Annotated in this window: 12 protein-coding genes; 5 read left to right on the top strand and 7 right to left on the bottom strand. The window is 44.2% G+C overall.

Annotated features, from left to right (window positions below; genetic code table 11):
* Positions 1-60: 60 nt before the first annotated feature.
* Together K5L93_RS14770 and btsR are read left to right on the top strand one after the other, a co-directional pair.
* Positions 61-1,761, top strand: coding sequence for a LytS/YhcK type 5TM receptor domain-containing protein (locus tag K5L93_RS14770; RefSeq protein WP_281422557.1), 1,701 nt, complete (start codon positions 61-63; stop codon positions 1,759-1,761).
* Positions 1,758-2,501, top strand: a complete 744-nt coding sequence (gene btsR, locus K5L93_RS14765; protein ID WP_220720522.1) for a two-component system response regulator BtsR — start codon at positions 1,758-1,760, stop codon at positions 2,499-2,501. Before K5L93_RS14770 ends, btsR begins: the two co-directional genes overlap by 4 nt.
* A 42-nt stretch (positions 2,502-2,543) precedes the next feature.
* On the opposite strand, the gene K5L93_RS14760 is transcribed toward btsR, so the two are convergent.
* The 3 genes from K5L93_RS14760 to K5L93_RS14750 form a co-directional block, all read right to left on the bottom strand.
* A complete protein-coding gene (locus K5L93_RS14760; RefSeq protein ID WP_220720521.1) occupies positions 2,544-2,837 on the bottom strand; it encodes a transposase in 294 nt (97 codons plus the stop codon).
* 610 nt (positions 2,838-3,447) lie between these two features.
* Positions 3,448-3,816, bottom strand: coding sequence for a hypothetical protein (locus K5L93_RS14755; protein ID WP_220720520.1), 369 nt, complete (start codon positions 3,814-3,816; stop codon positions 3,448-3,450).
* Positions 3,809-5,632 carry a LysM peptidoglycan-binding domain-containing protein gene (locus K5L93_RS14750; RefSeq protein ID WP_220720519.1) on the bottom strand — a complete coding sequence of 608 codons (1,824 nt, stop codon included), beginning with the start codon at positions 5,630-5,632 and terminating at the stop codon, positions 3,809-3,811. The genes K5L93_RS14755 and K5L93_RS14750 overlap by 8 nt, the downstream gene beginning before the upstream one ends.
* 468 nt (positions 5,633-6,100) lie before the next feature.
* Here K5L93_RS14750 and K5L93_RS14745 point away from each other — a divergent pair, with 468 nt between their 5' ends.
* Positions 6,101-7,594 carry a carbon starvation CstA family protein gene (locus tag K5L93_RS14745; RefSeq protein ID WP_220720518.1) on the top strand — a complete coding sequence of 498 codons (1,494 nt, stop codon included), beginning with the start codon at positions 6,101-6,103 and terminating at the stop codon, positions 7,592-7,594.
* Positions 7,595-7,930: 336 nt separating this feature from the next.
* Here the strand turns inward: K5L93_RS14745 and K5L93_RS14740 are convergent, their stop codons facing one another.
* The 3 genes from K5L93_RS14740 to K5L93_RS14730 form a co-directional block, all read right to left on the bottom strand.
* Positions 7,931-8,617: a TIGR01621 family pseudouridine synthase gene (locus K5L93_RS14740; protein ID WP_220720517.1), complete on the bottom strand. Its 687-nt coding sequence runs from the start codon at positions 8,615-8,617 to the stop codon at positions 7,931-7,933.
* Positions 8,618-8,682: 65 nt separating this feature from the next.
* A complete protein-coding gene (locus K5L93_RS14735) occupies positions 8,683-12,531 on the bottom strand; it encodes a DUF748 domain-containing protein (protein ID WP_220720516.1) in 3,849 nt (1,282 codons plus the stop codon).
* A gap of 28 nt (positions 12,532-12,559) precedes the next feature.
* Positions 12,560-13,186, bottom strand: a complete 627-nt coding sequence (locus tag K5L93_RS14730) for a LysE family transporter (RefSeq protein WP_220720515.1) — start codon at positions 13,184-13,186, stop codon at positions 12,560-12,562.
* 250 nt (positions 13,187-13,436) lie between these two features.
* Between K5L93_RS14730 and K5L93_RS14725 the strand changes: the two genes are divergently transcribed.
* Entirely contained in the window at positions 13,437-14,681 is a 1,245-nt protein-coding gene (locus K5L93_RS14725) for a diguanylate cyclase (RefSeq protein WP_220720514.1), read from the top strand.
* A gap of 81 nt (positions 14,682-14,762) precedes the next feature.
* Here K5L93_RS14725 and K5L93_RS14720 read toward each other — a convergent pair whose 3' ends face one another.
* On the bottom strand, positions 14,763-17,684 hold the full coding sequence (locus K5L93_RS14720) for an HD domain-containing phosphohydrolase (RefSeq protein WP_220720513.1): 2,922 nt from the start codon (positions 17,682-17,684) through the stop codon (positions 14,763-14,765).
* 280 nt (positions 17,685-17,964) lie between these two features.
* Here K5L93_RS14720 and K5L93_RS14715 point away from each other — a divergent pair, with 280 nt between their 5' ends.
* A complete protein-coding gene (locus tag K5L93_RS14715; protein WP_220721529.1) occupies positions 17,965-19,308 on the top strand; it encodes a DEAD/DEAH box helicase in 1,344 nt (447 codons plus the stop codon).
* The last annotated feature ends 1 nt before the right edge of the window (position 19,309 follow it).

Here is a 19,309-nt window from a genome sequence, read left to right as displayed (position 1 = left end):
GCTGCTATCTACTGTGAATGCCAGATATCCTTTCGCCAACTAGCGAGGCTTTAATAGCTGATGATATTGAGTGATTTTTCCCTGCTATTGTCTTTAGCCCAACAAATGAGCGTTTTTCTGGTCATTGCCTACCTGCTGAGTAAAACGCCAGCCTTTCTTCCGCTTACTAATCTGTCGCCACGTTTACCTAATACGCTCACCATTTATTGCTTGTTTTCGGGCTTCTGTATTCTTGGCTCCTATTTTGGTTTAGCGATTGACGATGCCATTGCCAATACTCGCGCGGTTGGCGCCGTGCTTGGTGGATTATTTGGCGGCCCAGTACTGGGTTTGCTGGTAGGTTTTACCGGAGGCATGCATCGCTACTTTATGGGTGGCTTTACCGACGTAGCCTGCGCGGTTTCGACCACCCTTGAAGGTTTAGTTGGCGGCTTATTTCATTTGTGGATCCGCAGGCGCAGCTTGCACAACGAACATTTGTTTTCACCTACGATTGCCTTTGTTGCAACCTTAATCGCCGAAACCCTACAAATGTTACTAATTTTGCTGATTGCTAAACCCTTTGAGCAGGCACTAGCCTTAGTCGAAGTTATCGCCCTTCCTATGGTTTTAGCCAACTCTGTTGGCGCCGCCTTATTCATGATGATGATTCGCGACCGCCGCCGCCTTTACGATAAATTTAGTAGTCATTCTTCAGCCAAAGCACTTAACCTTGCGCAACGCATGGTGGGTATCTTTCACCAAGGCTTCAAACAACAAGACGCGGTGCGTATCGCCAATATCATTCACGAAGAAACTGGCGTTTCTGCGGTCGCCATTACCGATACCCAACAGGTTTTAGCTTTTAAAGGCTTAGGAAGTGATCACCACCACGCGGGTCGCCCTATTGCATCCAAACAAACTCACCAAGCAATTAACGAAAACCGAGTAGTATTTGCCGACGGTGTTGAAGAACCTTATCAATGCAGCTCCAGCGATAAGTGCCCACTAGGCTCATCATTGGTGGTGCCGATTCGCGGCAGCGAGAACGATGTAATTGGCACTGTGAAACTCTACGAGTCGAAACGCCGCTTGTTTTTACACATTAACCGCGCCTTAGGCGAAGGTATTGCTAAAGTAATTGCCGAACAATTACGTGATAGCCATGTTCAGCAACAGCAACAACTACTCACCGAAGCTGAGCTAAAACTGGCTCGCGCCCAAATTAACCCACACTTTTTGTTTAATGCCTTAAATACCATTAGCGCGGTGGTAAAACGCGACGCCAGCTCTGCACGTCAGCTTATTGCTGATTTAGCCTTGTTCTTACGGATTAACTTAAAACGCAATCAACAAACCAGTTTGGTGAGTGCCGAGCTCGAACATGTAAATGCTTATCTGCATATTGAGCAAGTGCGCTTTGCCGATCGATTAGTGATAAAACAAGACATCGACCAAGCATTTATGCAACTTGAATTACCTACTTTTACCCTGCAACCTTTAGTGGAAAACGCCATTAAACACGGCACAGCCCATTTACTTGAAACCGGCAAAATCACCATTTATAGCCGGCTAAACAATGGAGTTAAACAATTGGTAGTTGAAGACAACGCCGGCCTTTATCAAAAGCCTGAGCAAGCCACCAGCGAAGGATTAGGCATGCATATTGTGGATACCCGCTTACGTAATGCCTTTGGTGCATCTTTCGCGTTACAAGTTGAATGCCAGCTAAACCAATATACTAGGGTGATTATTTCACTGCCCAAGGAGCCTAACCAATGAGAGCAATCATTGTCGACGATGAACCCTTAGCCAGAGAAGAACTGCAGGAGATGCTGCAAAGCTACCCTGAAATTGAAGTCGTCGCGCAATTTGGCAACGCCATAGAGTGTTTAAAGCACCTCAAGCAACTGCAAGCCGAGGTATTGTTTTTAGATATAGAAATGCCACAAATTAGCGGTTTAGAACTGGCTAACATGATTGACAGCGACAATGCGCCAGCAATTGTATTTGTGACCGCTTACGATCAATTCGCGCTAGATGCCTTCGAACAAAATGCCGTAGATTACTTACTCAAGCCGATTGACTCGGAACGTTTGTGTAAGTCGATTAAACGCTTAAAAGAGCGCTTGCCTTCCACCAAACAAACCGAAGCCGATGCGCCCGCTAATCACTCCTACCAAAACATGCTCAAAGAGCAACAACTTAGATTAATACCCTGTTATTACCAGCAACGAGTAAAACTGATCCGCTTAGAAGATATCGAGCATGCTTCAAGCGATATAAGCGGTGTGCATGTTGCCACCGAAAATGGCACCTACCATACCCAGCTAACGCTAAAAGTACTTGAAGACAAATCCCCTTTGTTACGTTGCCATCGCCAACACTTGGTTAACGTAGAAGCCATTTCCGAAATCTCTTTAGAAGATAATGGCGGAGCGGTATTGTTCACTAAAAGCGGCGCACAGCTGCCGGTAAGTCGGCGCTACTTCAAAGCAATCAAAGAGCATTTTGGCTTATAACATTGTTAAATTAATCAACACCACTTAAGCTGTAACTAAAGCCTAGAAGTGCTGTTTTAGATTTTCAAAAGACTTGGGTGTCCTATTTTTTTGCTGCTGGTTAACTCGCAATACTAAATGATAGTGGTTACTCATCACCGCATAAGCCGCTACATCAATAGAAAACACCTCGGCGAGTTGAGTGAATTTATCAACTATCCATTGTTTGCGGTGGTTAAAGTTAGCACCACTTGCTCGGTCTTCGCCACACAAAAATGCTCTACGCACACAGCGGCAAATGCAGTGGTAGTAGGGCGTACTGTCTAAACAAATTTGCTGTTCGCGAGCTCGGGTCATAACAGCACCTCTAGGGCTTGGAATGTACTTAAAGCCTAGAAGTGCTGTTTGAGATTGGCAAAAAGACTTGGGTGTCCTTTATTTTTGGGATTGTCAAAAAGACTTGGGTGTCCTTTATTTTTTTTCAATACAGAGAAAAAAGAGTAGCAGAACTGTTTAATTCACTGATTAGGCGGAAAAAGAGATATAAACGTCACCCTAGAGTTTGCAAACCTTGATGGAAAAACGGTTATCCGTCCCGGCAAGAGCCTGAGAATAAGACGAGGCATTTTTATACCGTGTGGGTGTATAGGCGGCCGGGTTCGGATCTCATCATGGCGCAGGGCGCATTAATGAATCGCCCTACTTAAAGACGCCGGATATATGTCAGCGAACCGATCTTCAATCAAGAGTTGCAAAACACGGGGCGTCCATATATGTCTTATATAATTGCGGGAAACACAGTGCTAATAAGGCGTATCATCCAAACTCACTTGCGATTTTCTAGGCTGAGGCATAACAAAAGCTCCACGCTAAGGCTTTACTTGAGCGTAGAGCAGTGGTGAATATTTCGCTATAATTATGGGTGTCTTATATAATTAATTAGTTCTTGAATTCAAGCTTTTGTTTTTTAAGGATAAAACAAAAGATTTATAACCCAAATTAAATATGAGAAACCACAAATAGTTACAACTAGTGTAGCTAGATAACCCTTTTTGTCATATTTTTTTTCGGAGTAATACCCCTGAAAGGCTCCAACAAAAATGTCTCTTCCCGACATTTTTAGATATACGTTGACAGATAAAAAAGTAAGTATGAATGCAATTAATGTTAACGCTATATAGTTTGGCAGCTTTCCATACTTATCATCTGCTAGATTACCTAAAAAAAAATGCAGAAAAGATATCCCAAAGTTTATCAATAGTAATGTCCAAGGCCCTTTTTCTCCGCGAGAGAATAGGTCAAGAAAGACGGTATTGTCTTCATTCTGATTACTCATTGCCTAGTTTTTCCTTTCTGGGTTGACCAGGAGAATACCCTATATCTTCATCTTTATACCAAGCGTCAAAATAATACTCAACCACTTTCCCATATGATGAAGATAGCATACTATTGGTTACTTTCCCGAACGGTAGGTTCCTAAATGATGTATTCAAAAACAATGAAGTAAGCTCTGAAACGCTAGAGCCATATTCACCAGAAAACCCATCTAATGCTAGTGAGAGGTACCCTGACGCTCTAACGGCAGCTAATTCTGGATTAATCAGAGCAACGGTCTCGAGTGCTCTAATGGGCATCGAATAAAAGTGAGCGTCGTTACTCTCTCTTGGTGACATTCCTTTACCAGTAAACGCATTTGTATTGAACCCCTCTGGCTTATAATCATCTTTTCTCGTTGCTTGTACTTTACCAGCGAAGTCTACAACGTGACCAATTACAGGGGCGCTCACATACCAAGGTTCATTTAATGTACCAACAATACCGTCGGGGATTATCTGTTGATAGTAGCCATCACCACCACCAGGAATGTGAACTGGTGGTTTTTCGCTCCAGCGAGTATTGTAACGCTGTATATGCTCAGGCGCACCATCGCTCCAACGCACATTATATCGCTGTATATGCTCAGGAGCGGTGTCGCTCCAGCGAGTATTGTAACGCTGTATATGCCCAGGCGCACTTGTATCCCAACGAGCATCATAATGTCTATCCCCGCCTCCTGGTATATGAGAAGGTGGTTTGCTTGACCACGTGGCTTTAGGTCCGGTCGCTCGCGCCACACTATTACCAATCATGTTACCAAAGGCATCAGTAGCTATGGCCGACCATTCGCGCTTACCACCTATGCCCATCCACTGCCTTGCTACATTATCGGCTGCGCCGCCAGCAAAAGAGGATATGAAGTCGGTAGCCATTTCGTTACCTTGGATCTGCCCGCCATATTGCCCAGCAATAGAGCCTGCTACACCTGCAGCCATGCCTTTCCAGCTAAAGCTGCCGTCGTCGAGTATTTTGTTGGTTAAGTAGTTACCGGCGGTTTGCGCTGCCGCTTTAGTGGCGATGTTGCCAATAGTACCAACTTTATCTACCTTATCTGCAAGTGTTCCTGCGATGGCTCCTACCCCCGCAGCCAATGCGCCCCTAGCGCCAGCCTTAAGAACGGCCCCCATGTCGAAGCCGTCCTGAATCCCTAGGGCAATGCCAACCACTTGGCCGGCTGCATTACCGGCGGCAGCGCCTAAGCCTGCAGCGGCTATTTTCAGTGCCGGGCCAGCTCCCGTGCCAGCAGTGTAAACAGCTACAACAACCGCTACTACTATACTGACAACGGCCACAATCATTTGCGCACAGCCGGTATCACTAGGCGGTGGTGCTACTGCTTCGGCATCGGTTTTGCCTATTACATCACTAGGGTTATAGGGCTTAAAGGTGTCGCTGGTATTGTGTACGTTGCTATTCACCGTAGGAATAGTCAGGCTCATGCCTTGTTTTAAGCTAGCGGTTGGCTCAATGGCATTGGCGTCGGCAATCATGTACCACAGTGAGCCATCGCCCCATAGTTTTTGGGCAATGCCTTTTAGCGTGTCGCCATTATTAACTGTGTAAGTACCGGGTGCCGCCTGTTGCATTTTAGAGGCTTCAACATAGTTGCTCTCAAAGTTACTGTCAGACAGTGAGCCTGTGTCGCCGAGTACGTTGCCATTGGCGTAGTAGTAGTCTTGCATTTTGGTGCCGTCACGGCGGAATAGTACTTGCCCGTCACGGTTGTTAATCAGCATGCGGTCGTGACCTTTGGAGCGGGTATTGGAGCCGCGCACATACAACAGCTAACCAAAGCGGTCGTAGTAATTTGTGACATTATTAGGTGTCCACTGGTCACGCGAGGTGGTCATAGTGGAGCTGGCTTGCTGGTAGCCCTCGCCATAGTGGTAGGTTTTCTTGTGGGTTTCTGTGTAGCTCAGCGCATCTGAATCGGTAGTGAGTAGTTTATTGTCTTGACGATAAACCTTGACGCTATAGCCAGTGTTGTTGCCTGCAGTGTCATATCCATTGCTGTAATCAACATAAGAGGCACGCCGTAAACCTGTTTTGCTGTAGGATATTGTTGTGTAAGTACCGACGACCGCACCATAGCTGTTATATTTATTGCGGGTTAAATCAACACCACTTAAGTGCTATTTCGACCACTTACCAAGAAATAGCACCACTCACCAAAGCGACTACTGAATAGCAACTTGCGAATTAATACACTGGCCTTGATTACAACTAAGTACTGAGAGGATGACATGCTTTGGTTTCTATTTTGCGTCGCAGCGTTGCTCGGCGGCTACTTCATTTACGGCGCCTTTGTAGAGAAGGTTTTTGGCATTAAAGAACAGCGACAAACTCCCGCTTACGCGAAGCAAGATGGCGTTGATTTTGTGCCAATGTCGAAGAAAAAAGTTTATTTAATCCAGCTGCTTAATATTGCGGGTGTGGGCCCTATTTTTGGTCCTATCATGGGCGCTTTATACGGCCCAGCAGCGATGTTATGGATTGTGGTTGGCTGTATTTTTGCTGGCGCAACTCACGACTACTTCTCAGGCATGTTGTCAGTTCGCAATGGCGGAGCCTCGGTACCGGCATTATCTGGGCGTTACCTAGGTAAAAGCGCTCGCCACTTCATGAATATTTTTGCCATTGTGCTGTTGTTACTGGTAGGCGTAGTATTTGTATCCGCTCCAGCTGGCATGTTAACTAACCTTATCAACGACCAAGCTGGTATCAGCCTTGGTTTAGGTACTATGGTTAGTATCATTTTTGTTTACTACATCATTGCCACCATCGTGCCCATCGACAAGATTATTGGCCGTTTCTACCCACTATTTGGTGCATTACTTATCTTTATGTCGGTAGGCCTAATTACCGCAGTAGCCTTCTCGAGTGAGCACCAAGTTATGGGCAACTTTGAAGTAAGCCAAATGTTCACCAACATGAACCCTAATGACTTACCGCTATGGCCAGCCTTATTCATTACCATTGCTTGTGGCGCAATTTCGGGCTTTCATGCCACACAATCACCGTTAATGGCTCGTTGTGTAGAAAATGAAAAAAATGGCCGCTTTGTATTTTACGGTGCAATGATTGGCGAAGGTGTCATTGCCTTAATCTGGTGTGCTATTGCACTGTCTTTCTTCAATTCAATGGAAGGTTTACAAGCAGCAGTTGCCAGCGGTGGGCCAGGTAAAGTTGTTTACGACGCATCGTTTGGTTTACTGGGTGTATTTGGCGGTATCTTAGCCTTCTTAGGTGTGGTGATTTTACCTATTACTTCTGGCGATACAGCGTTTCGTTCAAGCCGCCTAATTTTGGCAGAGTACTTTAACCTGTCTCAAAAACCCGTTAAAAACCGCTTAATGATTGCACTACCAATCTTCATTATTGGTGGAATTCTTACTCAAGTAGATTTTGGAGTAATTTGGCGCTACTTCGGCTTTGCTAACCAAACAACCGCTGTAATGATGTTATGGACGGCAACCGCTTACCTATTGCGTAATGACAAATTCCACTGGATAACCACTGTTCCAGCCATGTTTATGACAACGGTAGTGGTGACCTTCATTCTAAACTCAAGCACCTTGGGCTTTGGGCTACCAATGACTATTTCGACGGTGGCAGGGGTAGTGACAACCTTAGTGATTACCGGTTTGCTAATAGCCAAACTAAAAGGCATTGGTGAAGACGACTTGGATGAAGAGTTAGACGAAATAACGAAACTAAATTCGGCCAAAGAAGCCTAATAACATCCTTTGGGTCTGTTGATCTTTGGTGTTGAAATTTTGTTCGAGATAAGCGGGCTTTAATCGCGGCGAGCACTTAGAAGCCTAGTGGGCTAAGCAAGAAGTGCTTAACAAAGAGTAACGTTCGCTTATCCAAACCCTTCGGGCAGCATTTCTTAGCCATTTATTCAGCGTTAGCGAGTGATGATTAAGCCCACTTAACTGCACACTCACTGCCTTGCCTAAATGGCTAATAAATTGCTGCAAAAACCATCACCAAAGATCAACAGCCCCTAACATTTGAGCCGCATTAGCGGCTCTTTTTTTGCTTAAAATCGACAATTCTAAGCAATGCCATCAACTACCTTTAAGTTGCGGAAAAGCCACTTCCCAAGGCTTAGCTAAACTGTCAATTTTTTCAGCTATTTCAAACCGCTCAAAATCCCCATCAAGATTATCTAAAGCTGCATAGTGAAGAGACTGTTCACCCCAATTAAACTGCAGGCCAAAAGCATGCAAATAACCGCGCTCTGCTGCTTCACCACCATAACGCGTATCACCCAGTATTGGCGCGCCTAAACTTTTAAGGGCAACCCGCAATTGATGGGTACGCCCAGTATGAGGCTTTAACAAAAACAAACGACGTTTGGGTAACAGCGCAAAGCTAAAAAACTGGGTAATCGCCGGGTTATCGTTAGTATGCCCAAGCTTCCAACTGCCGTTGCGCGCTTTAAGCATATCGCCTTTAATCAAGCCCTGTTTCTTTTTAGGTTTGTTAGAGGCTAAAGCTAAGTAGAACTTATTGACTAAGCCTTGGCTAAACAGCTCTTGAAAACGCGCAGCCGCCGCTTTATTTTTAGCTAGCAGTAACAAGCCAGAGGTTAGCTTATCTAGGCGATGCACTGGCCATAACTCTATGGCAAATTGTTGGCGCGCCAACTCAACCAGCCCCAACTCGCCAGACTCGGTATGAAAGTTAATACCGCTGGGTTTATTAACCACTATAAAATCGCTGTGTTCGGCCACGAGTAGGAGCTTTTGCATACTGCTTTTCCTTACAAAATCAGTGACATTATCGCCCGAGCAGGGTTTAAAACAAGCTTTGGCGATTAATCAGCAATAATGCTTAAGGTTACCAGCATCTTGCCACTTTGCTTGTCGAGCGCTTGGCGCTGTACAAAAGCGCGGTCAATGGCTAATTCGTTTTGTTCGGTTAGAGCATCTTTCACCGCAATCGCTCGTTGCTCTGCAAAGCTTTCTAAATCGCCATCATTAAGGGTTTGTTGGTCAACTAAACGCTGATACCACAAGCTGTGTAACTCTTGATTTAAACGCTCGGGGCTAAGCTGCTCTTGCTCTTGTAAGCTCTGGGCTAGCTGCTGACGGTCTTCATTACGGCTTGCTTCATCTAGGTTAATTTGTGCCAAGTTAACAAGAGCAGTTCGTAAACTGCGATTCTCGAGTACTGCACTTAAACTGATATCTTGCGGCGCTATATCCAAATTAGCCTGTTGATTAAGCTGCTCAGCGAGAGCTTGTCTTTTGAGGGCTGGAATATCTTGAGCTGGATCGATAGAGCCAACTAAAGCAATTTTTAGCTGCGGGCGTTTTTTTAAGCCTTCGGCCAATTGGCCAAGTTGAGTAAGCTGTTGCTGCTCAATCTCGCTACTGCCTGCAACAAAACTCACTTCATTTAAGGTTTCGTCACTACCAATTAGCGAGCCAATCAAGGCAAAGGGCGAGGTAACGATTTTTTTCAGCGCACCACCTAAAGCCTTGAACACTAATCCACCAACATTAAAGTCTGGATCATTTACATCGCCACTAACTTCTAAACCTAGGTCTATCACGCCTTGGTCATCTTCTAGTAACGCAATCGCAAGCTCTACCGGTAGCGAGGTAGCCTTCTCGCTATTGGTGCGTTTACCCAATTGCAGTTGCTCTATGTAAACTTGATTGCTCCCCTGTAGCTGGCTTTGCTTAAGTTTATAAGCCAAGGCTAAAGACATTTGTCCACGCTCAATCACATAGCCTGCATAGGTGCCCGAATAGGCATTTAAGCGAGTAAGTTCTAGGTGTTTAAAATCAAGTGCCGCATCAAAGGCGGGGTCTGCAGCAAGAGGGGCAATTTCACCAGCAAAACTTACCGGAGCATAACCGTCCACTTCACCGCTTAGGCTCACTTCGGCAGGCTGGCTAGCGTCTTGAGTTAAGCTACCAATTTTTCCCTCTACCTTTTCAATCTTGGCGGCAAAGTTGGGTTCTAACGAGTAATCCGCAAAGTCGACCAAGCCTTGGCTAAACTGCGTTTGCGCAATGCTAATTTGCCAGCTCGCTGAATCATTTGCAGCTATTGGCTCACGGGCTTGTTCGTCAAGTTCTTCGCTTCGCTGCTCAACGGTGATCTCACCCTCTTCGGATGACTTTACAATCCCCGCCAAATTAGTGGAAAAGTCTTCTGATACCTCAATTAAAAAGTAGAGTTGAATAAAGTTAAGCTCACCCAAAGCAAGGCGGCGTTGGCGCGTATCTAGATCCAATAGGCTAAGATTGAACTCAGACCATTTGAGTAAATCGGACTGCGCCCTCGCGTCTTTTAAATGCAGTTCATCAATGCTGAGCGGACCTTTTAAAGCCAATCCAAATTGACCTTGCCAATCTAGTTGCACTTGCATGTCGGTATTAAACTTGGCCGACTCAAGTTTTAACTCAGTATATTGCGCTAAGTAGGCTTGATAAAAAGCCAAACCAAATTGAGTAGCTTTAAGCGTTAAATCAGCTTGTTTATTGGCAAGTGCAATTTCCCCATCAATTATAATTTCCCCACCCTGCTCGGCTTGTAGCTTGGCGGCTATCGTCATCGAAGAGCTCATATCGGAACTTATATTTGAAAGCTCAATTAAAGGGGCGTTTAGTTGGTGTTTAAGCTCTTGTCCTGAATACATCTCGCTCAAACTAAAACGTGAATCAGCCGCGCTTATCTGGGCAATGTTAACCAACCACCCCACTTGCTCTTCACGTGCAGTAGCGTCAGTTTCTTCTGCTGCCACTGCATTTTGTGCAAGTTCTGGCTTAATTTGCGCATTTAAAGAAACGTCACTGGCTTCATCGAGATTAGTTAACTCAGGCTCTAAGGTTTGATCGCCTTGCGGCTCAGACTCGATGTCGGTTGAGCTGTTTTCGCTATTCTTACTTGCTGCAAAACCTAGGTATTCAATAATGTCCAAGTTGCCTTGCTCATCGAGGCTGGCAATAAACTCTAGGGCTTCACTGCCAAGGCTGGCAATATCAACGGTTTGCTTAGTTAGATTGACATCAATACCGTCGGCAACAACGTCATTGGCCGCCAGCCAATGCAAGTTCTCTGTTTGTTGTGGCACCGCGAGGTTAATTTGCGATAAGGCCAAACGCCCGTTAGAGCTAGTAAGAGCAAAGCTGTCTGCCAGCTGCATATCTAACTCGCTACTTAAGGCCAGTTGGCCACTGTTTATATCTAAGCGAACAAAGGGGGAGTACCATTTTTCAAGTTGCCTTAGCGCCAGTTGGCTAAGGCTTACTTGACCAGTTAAACGCTGCTCTGGGCCACTAAAGGCTAACTTTGCATTGAGTGGACTCTGCTGGTACAAACTAGCATCAAGCGTTAATTCGGTGGTTTGCTGCATATCACTAGAGAACCCGCTAAGGCTAAGCGCTTGTAACAATAATTGATGCTGTTTAGCACTGCCTAACCACGCTTCACCTAGCCTTAGTTCAAAGTCATTCACCTTAATGCTGTTGTTACTAAGCACCCAAGATGACTCACTGGTAGTAGGCTCTTCCTGCTCATCCACCTGTGGAGAATCACTTTGCTCGCTAGCGTCAGCAGTTTGGGTTTCAGCCACCAGCTTTTCAAAATGAAACCACGAGAGCCAATCTAGTTGAGAATGCTGATCAAAGTTGGCGGTGAGTAAACCTTGATTGAGACCTATATCCCCTAAGCTCAGGTGTTGCTGGTTCAAATTAAAAGTAATGTTATTAAGCGAAAGCTGTTCGAACTTAGCGCGAATTTCCTCAAAAGCGCTCAGTTCAAATTGTTCAATGCTCAGCTGCCCTTGTTCGGTAATAAACTGAAACTGTTGTTGGTAATCAATTAAATAATCAGTGCTTAGCGATACAGCTCCTTGGTTAATGCGCAAATCGGTATAAGGCCGTAAAAAGGCGAAAATGCGGTTAAGTTGAAACTCTTCTAAGGATAACTGCCCCGATATCTGCGAAGCAGGGAGATCGACTTCGCCACTCCAAGCCAAACGGCCTCGCTCGCCCACTTGCGCTTCAATGCTATACACATTGGCTGCATCACCAGTTTTTTGGGTATAAAAATCGTTAAGCAATAAATCAAAGTCAGAAATAGAGAAATCTACAGCTTGTTCTGGCAGGTAGTCGCTTAGCTTTAACTGAGCGTTGCGCAACATAAACTGTTTAACCCGCAAACGGGGAACGCTAGCTTGTTCGCTGTTTTCAGGCTCAGCTTCTTGTGGTTCACCAGTATTAGGAAACAAACTGTCTACATTTAGCGCACCATTTTTAAGTCGGCTAAGGTGGAAGAATAAACCGTCTAACTCCAAGGCTTCAAAATTCCAACTCCAATAGAATAAAGAACTTAAAGTGAAATCTACATAGAGGCGCTCGAAGCTCGCCAAAGGCTGAGTTTGCTGCTCATCAAGCTCATCAATAGCAAAATGGCGCAGCGTTAATGAAAGCTTAAGCGGATGAAAATCTGCTTGTTGCAGAGTCACTGAGTGACCAGTGAGAACGGTTAATTGTTTTTCTACTTGCTGCTTGATCACCCAAGGTAACAAGCTTAGTGACAGCACAACATAAAGCATAAAGACGATTACAAAATACACCCCAGCTTTTTGCCAAACAGTGGCCAGCTGCCAGCGCGTGTGTATTTGCCCTATCCATTTGGCTGCCTTCATACAACTCCCGAATATTTGCCAATGCTTATTAGTTTCGACTACTAAAAAGCAAACGAATTCCCAAACTAACTAAAACAAAGCCCATACTACGATCAAACCAGTGTCCAACTTGTAAGAACCTACGACGGACACGGGCCGTGCTAAACAGCCAAGAGATCATAGAAAACCACAGGGCTGTAGCAAAAACCATATATAGACCATAGCCCAACTGCACCATCATTGGTGTATTAGGACTAATAATTACGGTAAATAATGACAGAAAAAACAAGGTGGCTTTTGGGTTTAAACCATTGGTCATAAAACCACTTAAAAAGGCACTTTTATCGCTAAGCCTAAGACCCGTATCGGCTTCTATATCAGCGGCATCCCGACGCTTTGCTCGTAAACCTTGAATACCAATAAAAATTAAATACGCAGCGCCTAACCACTTAATCAGATTAAACAACCAGATCGACTGAGAAATGATTAAACCAATTCCTAATACGGAATAAATAACATGAACCATGATCCCACAACCAACACCGATTGAGGTAAAAATAGCCGCTCTACGCCCCAAAGATATGCTATTTTTGAGCACTACCGCTAGATCAGGTCCGGGCGACGCCACGGCTAGCAGGTGCACCACTACCACTGTAAAAAATTCGGCTAAATACACGTTATCTCCTTTTAGTCACTAAGCAGTGACAAGACTCACTTCTTAGTGATTAAACAAAACCAGCAGCCATAAATCCATCTACAATTGTATTTAGCACGGATAAAACAACAAACCGCAGTAAATTCTTGTTATGGGTTATTAGAAATAACTGTGCCTCTTCAAACAGTTATTTTGTTATATTGGTTTTTTATCGTTCAGTTTTATTTGACACAAAGCACAATAAACAAGTGAGTTTTTGGGAAAGTAAGTTATGCAAAAAATTCTAATCGTAGAAGATAGCCCAACAGTACTAAAAATTCTCCGTCATTTGTCTTCACGCTTGAATCAACTTGAGCCAGTTTTTGCCTCAAGCTTGGAACAAGCAAAGCAGGTATATAGTGCAGAACCAAATAGCTTTTTTGCCGCACTGGCAGATTTTAATTTACCCGATGCACCAAATGGAGAACTCATTGATTACCTCTTGGAAAACAACATTCCAACAGTAGTGCTTTCCGGTTCTTTTGATGAGCAAACTCAATCACTGTTAATCATTAAAGGCGTGGTTGACTATGTGCTTAAAGAAGGTCGCTACTCCTACGAGTTAGCCTTCGATACTCTTAATCAGCTTTATGTTAATCAAAATACTAAAATATTGGTCGCAGAAGACTCGGAAGTTGCTAGGAAACACATTTGTGGCTTGTTAAAACGCCACTTGTTTCATGTAATAGAGGCAAATGATGGCGTAGAAGCTTTTCACTGCTTACAAAATGATCCTGATATTAAACTGCTGATCAGTGATTACCAAATGCCCAACATGGATGGCTTTAAACTGGTTCAAAAAGTGCGCCACGAGATGGGCCAACGGCGGATTAGCATTTTGGGGTTGTCGTCAGCCGATAATGCCACGGTATCCAGTAAATTCATTAAGAACGGTGCTAACGATTACTTACACAAACCCTTTTCTATTGAAGAGTTTCAATGTCGAGTCAATCATAGCCTGCACACTTTAGCCTTGGTAGAAAAGCTGGAAAAAGCCGCTTATCAAGACTATTTAACCGCGATTCCTAATCGCCGTTTTTTCATTAAACATGGGCGTAAATTGCATCTAAAAGCAGCCGAGAAAAACTCTCAACTAGCAGTTGCAGTACTCGATATTGATCACTTCAAAAAATTCAACGACCAATACGGTCATGAAGCAGGAGACGCTGTATTAATTCATTTCTCTAGTTTAATGAAGGCGGGCCTATCTAACTTCTTATTTGCCCGCACTGGCGGCGAAGAGTTTAGTGTGGCAATGGCGGGGCTTAGCAATGAACAAGCCTACCAACTGCTAGATGCATTTCGTGAGCAAGTTGCAACAACTGAGTTTATTTATAACGATACTCCTTTATCAATTAGCGTTAGCATTGGCGTGACTAACCACCTACAAGAGCATTTAGACGCGCAGTTAAACCGCGCTGATGAGCTACTCTACAATGCCAAAAATGCTGGGCGCAACATTGTAGTTGGAGATTAGCCTTAGCCAACGCTAATACGAAAGGTTCAGCCTAAGAGCTTAAGTCCCCTTTCATTAAGTTACCTCAAAGATCAGCAAAGCCTATGCTTGATCAGGTAAATAATCGTTTATATCTACCTCGTCTATTTGCTCCGGCTTCAGAAAAACCTTGGCGTACTCCAAATAAACTCCTGAATGTAGAAACAACCTAAATATATCTGCGTCGATATGCTTATCGTCACACATAAAACGCATGATCTTTAGCGACTGACTCAGGCTTTTACCTTTTTTATAAGGCCTATCCACCGCTGTTAACGCTTCAAAAATATCCGCTACCGCCATCATTCTAGCGGTGGTTGGCATTTGCTCTTTGCTAAGTTGTCTTGGGTAACCAGTACCATCCATCTTCTCATGATGCCCACCAGCAATTTCCGGTACTCTTCTCAAATGATGTGGAAACGGCAATTTTTCCAACATAATAATTGTCTGCACAATATGGTCGTTGATCTTGTAACGTTCTTCTTCACTTAAGGTTCCGCGCGCAATACTTAAGTTATAAAGTTCACCTCGATTGTATTTGTACTCGGGTACCTTAAGTTTGAAGCCCCAAGGGTTATCAGCATCAATCTTCTCATCTTCACGACGATAAATAATATGCTCTGGTTTATCATCCAATAGTTTTTCAGTAGCCGGTAAATTAATCCTTTGCGAAGCCCTACGATCAAGCTCCATGTGTGATAAACCAAGGCTATCATCGATGGTACGTTGCCAAGTACGTTGGGCAATTTGATGCAAACGCTCAATATCTTCTGCCCCCATAAACTCACCACCGATATTAGATTTTGCCACAAAGGCAAACTCTTCATCCAAGGTGGCTAACTGCTGTTCTAATTGCGCTTGCAAAGTTTCTTGCTCATGCTCTGGCAGCCCACCAGCTACCTGCTGCCAATAGCTCAACTGGGCATCTCGTTTCAGCACTTCAAAGCGCATACGAACTTCGTGAATTCGATCGTAGATCGTTTCCAGTTTAGTGGCTTTATCAACCACGTATTCTGGTGTGGTGACTTTACCGCAATCATGTAACCAACTAGCGATGTACAATTCTTCCCATTGCGCTTCACTCATAGAGAAATCAGCAAATACACCCTGCTGCTGTTCTACCGCCGCATTGGCTAACATTTTGGTAAGCTCCGGAACGCGTTGGCAATGGCCACCGGTATAGGGCGATTTGGCATCAATCGCTCCAGCGGTAAGCTTGATGAAGGATTCCAATAAGTTCTTTTGAGATTCAATTAAGTGACGATTTTCAATGGCGATAGTCACCACGCTACTTAAGGCATCAATAAACGACAAAACACGTGGCGACACATTAGCTTGACGATGGCTGAATGTTGCAATCATACCCACTAGTTTGTTTTCTCGATTAATCAACGGAGATACGACTAAATTGAGCAGCTTGCCTTGGTAATCTAAGCTCGTAAACTTAGTGGTTGAGCTAGTGGTGGCATCGAGCAAATATTTAACCAAGGGCTGAGTTAAGGTATCAGCATAGGTAAAAGTTTGTGGCAGTGTCACCCCCTCGGGAGCCTTACTATGCAACTCGAACAACTGTTCGTTTTTCAACCATATCGCCCCTTGTTCCATATCCAATATGGTTTGCATTTCTTGCACACTTTTATCGAGTAAACGGCCAAAGTTATCTTCTTCCCCTAACATGGTGGACACATCTGAAAACTGCTTAATGGTTTTTTTCAGTTGCTCAGTAATTCGGCTTAATTGATGTACCTCTAAAACTACCGAATTAACTTGCTTAGTGGCATCAAAGTTAAACGCCATAATAGCTTCATTTTGATTCATCAACTCGCGTAAAGGCTTGGCCACTAAACGCGACACATACCAAGCAATGGGAATAGATGCGATTACAATAAAAATACTAAAAATAACCGATTGGTCACGAGCCGCTCGTGCATCCATCAATATTTCATCTTCTGGTGAAGCCAGCCCCAAAAACAACTTATCGATTTTTACATTTTCACGGTTTGTATTAACCTCCAAGTTAAGCTCAATAATTTGACCAATCCAGTCCTCAACCTCTCCATTAATAATGAAACTGCCACCATCAGCACGATTAGAATGACCTGAAAACTGAGAAAGAACACCTAGTTCTTGTTTATCTAAACGAGGTAAAACAACTTCTTCTTCAGTAATTTGCAAGTTGTCACCAATCCATGAGGCTTGCTGATGTGCCAATACCGAATAGTCGCTATTAAACATCACCAATAACGAAGACTCGCTAAGCTTATTCTTGTTTAAGCTCTTAGAAACACTGGCTAAGGTAAGATCTGCTCCCACCACCATATTGCGTTGTTTATTAGCATGGGCAAAGGTCACTCCCACTTCTTTGGTGGTATAAAACACATAGGGTTCAGTGGCAACAATTCCCAGGCTACTGGTTGCTAATTTGTACCAAGGGCGCTCACGCGGATCTAGCTGATAAACACGATCAACTTGGTCTCGAATTGGCACCAATTCATTATCGTAAAATACCTGACTAGACTGGCCATTAATAATTTTTGTGACTAATACTACCGAGCCAATTGGCGCGCTAACTCGTTGACGTTTTTCCAGACTATCTAAAGGGCGAACTAAGTAAAAGTCACCATTGGCGTAGCCCATATAGACAGCTGATAAACCACGCTGTTGACTTAAGCTTGAATACAACATGGGTAACCAACTACCTTGGCTGTTATTTAGCTGAGCCATAGTAAGATTCATAGCCGCTAGGCTTTGTACAAAGTTTTGCGCGGGAAACATTACCCCTTCAAGTTCAGAGACCGTAGCACGGCCAACTTGCTCTAAAGCTCTAGCCTGATTCTCTGCAACAATATCACTAGTATGAAAATAGTTAAGTGTGCCTATCACCACCCCACTAGTAATAAGCATTAGAATCATTACACTCACTAAATGAATGTGAAACGAAAATCGCCGCTTCGTACTTGCCGCCCTTTCGGTAATACCAGCCATTATCAATCCTTTGCTAAAGCCACTCTTTGCAGCCTTAAACTATGGCAAGGCAACCTCGCTTAAGCAAGCAAAAGTGTCTGTTTTTAAAGCTGTTATGCAAAAAGCCAATAACTAAGAATGAGTTAATCAATAAAGTAGGCACGCTTACCATAACTTCAGCTTTGCCACAGAAAAACCAGAATTGTTCCTTGTATAAACCAATTAAGCTCGAATCCTTAATGTGAGCCAGTGCATTTACGGTTATAATCTCAATCACATACCTATTGAAGAGAGTAACAACTTGCAGTTTTCTGAACTGGGCTTAGATCCCCGCCTAAATAAAACCATTGAGCACCTTGGCTTTAGTGAAACCACCGAGATCCAAGCTCGAGCAATTCCCGCAGCAATGGTGGGCAAAGATCTACTAGCGTCATCTAAAACAGGTTCAGGTAAAACGCTAGCGTACTTGCTGCCAGCCATGCAGCGTATGCTAAAAACGCGAGCCCTCTCCAAACGCGATGCACGCACGCTAATTTTAACCCCCACCCGCGAGCTGGCTAAGCAAGTATTTGCTCAGCTGCGTTTGCTAATTGCCAATACCCAAACACGTGCCTGCCTTATCACCGGTGGAGAAAACTTTAACGATCAAAGTAAGTTGCTACGTAAAGACCCGCAAATCGTAGTAGCAACGCCTGGTCGCTTAGCCGACCACTTAAGTAAGCGCCACTTATTTTTAGATGGGCTGGAGCTACTAATCCTCGACGAAGCCGACCGGATGTTAGATTTAGGTTTTGCTGAACAGCTTAACTTTGTGAATAAAGCAGCTAATCACCGTAAGCGTCAAACCTTGATGTTCTCGGCAACCTTAGATGATGCGGCCATCAACTCGTTTGCACTAGAATTACTTAATGAGCCTGAACGCATTGCGGTGGGCTTTAGTTTTACCCAGCATCAAGATATTAATCAGCAGTTTTTGTTAAGTGATCACCTCGACCATAAACAAGCACAACTTGCCGAGATACTCAAACAAGACTCTGTAAATCAAGCCATTGTGTTTACCGCAACACGAGCCGATACCCAGCGCCTTGCCGACGCTTTCACCGAGCAAGGTATCAGCTGTTCGGCCTTAAATGCCGATTTAAGCCAAGGTGCGCGCAACAAGATCATGGATGAGTTTAGCCGCGGTCACCAAAAGGTATTGTTTACGACCGACCTTGCCTCACGCGGCCTTGATATTGTGCAAGTCTCTCATGTGATTAACTTCGATATGCCTAAACATGTAGAGGAATATGTGCATCGCATTGGCCGAACTGGCCGAGCAGGCAATCTTGGGCAAGCCTATTCCTTGGTTGGACCAAAAGACTGGTATAGCTTCAAAACCCTAGAAGCACTATTGGAGCAAAAAATAGAATTTATAAGCCTAGAGGGTCTAGCCGCTAAATTTAAAGGTTTACGCCCTAAATATACCAAGCCGAGCTTTAGTAAAAATACCCAAAACACCAAGACCCAGAAAAAAGCGAAGACCAGCAAACCTAAGGTGAAAACCAACAAAACCTTTGCTGCCGGCACCGAAATGGGCGATGCCCCTATTATTCGCCAGAAAAAGGCACAAAAAGCCAGCGATATTGATACTAGCGAAGAATAAG

The organism is Agarivorans litoreus, from assembly GCF_019649015.1.
GTDB lineage: Bacteria > Pseudomonadota > Gammaproteobacteria > Enterobacterales > Celerinatantimonadaceae > Agarivorans > Agarivorans litoreus.
Note: the sequence above shows the minus strand (reverse complement) of the source record. Positions and strands in the feature narration are given on the sequence as shown.

Coding starts and splice junctions, on each gene's coding strand:
- K5L93_RS14770 (WP_281422557.1), top strand. CDS start 61: ATGATATTGAGTGATTTTTCCCTGCTATTGTCTTTAGCCCAACAAATG.
- btsR (WP_220720522.1), top strand. CDS start 1,758: ATGAGAGCAATCATTGTCGACGATGAACCCTTAGCCAGAGAAGAACTG.
- K5L93_RS14760 (WP_220720521.1), bottom strand. CDS start 2,837: ATGACCCGAGCTCGCGAACAGCAAATTTGTTTAGACAGTACGCCCTAC.
- K5L93_RS14755 (WP_220720520.1), bottom strand. CDS start 3,816: ATGAGTAATCAGAATGAAGACAATACCGTCTTTCTTGACCTATTCTCT.
- K5L93_RS14745 (WP_220720518.1), top strand. CDS start 6,101: ATGCTTTGGTTTCTATTTTGCGTCGCAGCGTTGCTCGGCGGCTACTTC.
- K5L93_RS14740 (WP_220720517.1), bottom strand. CDS start 8,617: ATGCAAAAGCTCCTACTCGTGGCCGAACACAGCGATTTTATAGTGGTT.
- K5L93_RS14735 (WP_220720516.1), bottom strand. CDS start 12,531: ATGAAGGCAGCCAAATGGATAGGGCAAATACACACGCGCTGGCAGCTG.
- K5L93_RS14725 (WP_220720514.1), top strand. CDS start 13,437: ATGCAAAAAATTCTAATCGTAGAAGATAGCCCAACAGTACTAAAAATT.
- K5L93_RS14720 (WP_220720513.1), bottom strand. CDS start 17,684: ATGGCTGGTATTACCGAAAGGGCGGCAAGTACGAAGCGGCGATTTTCG.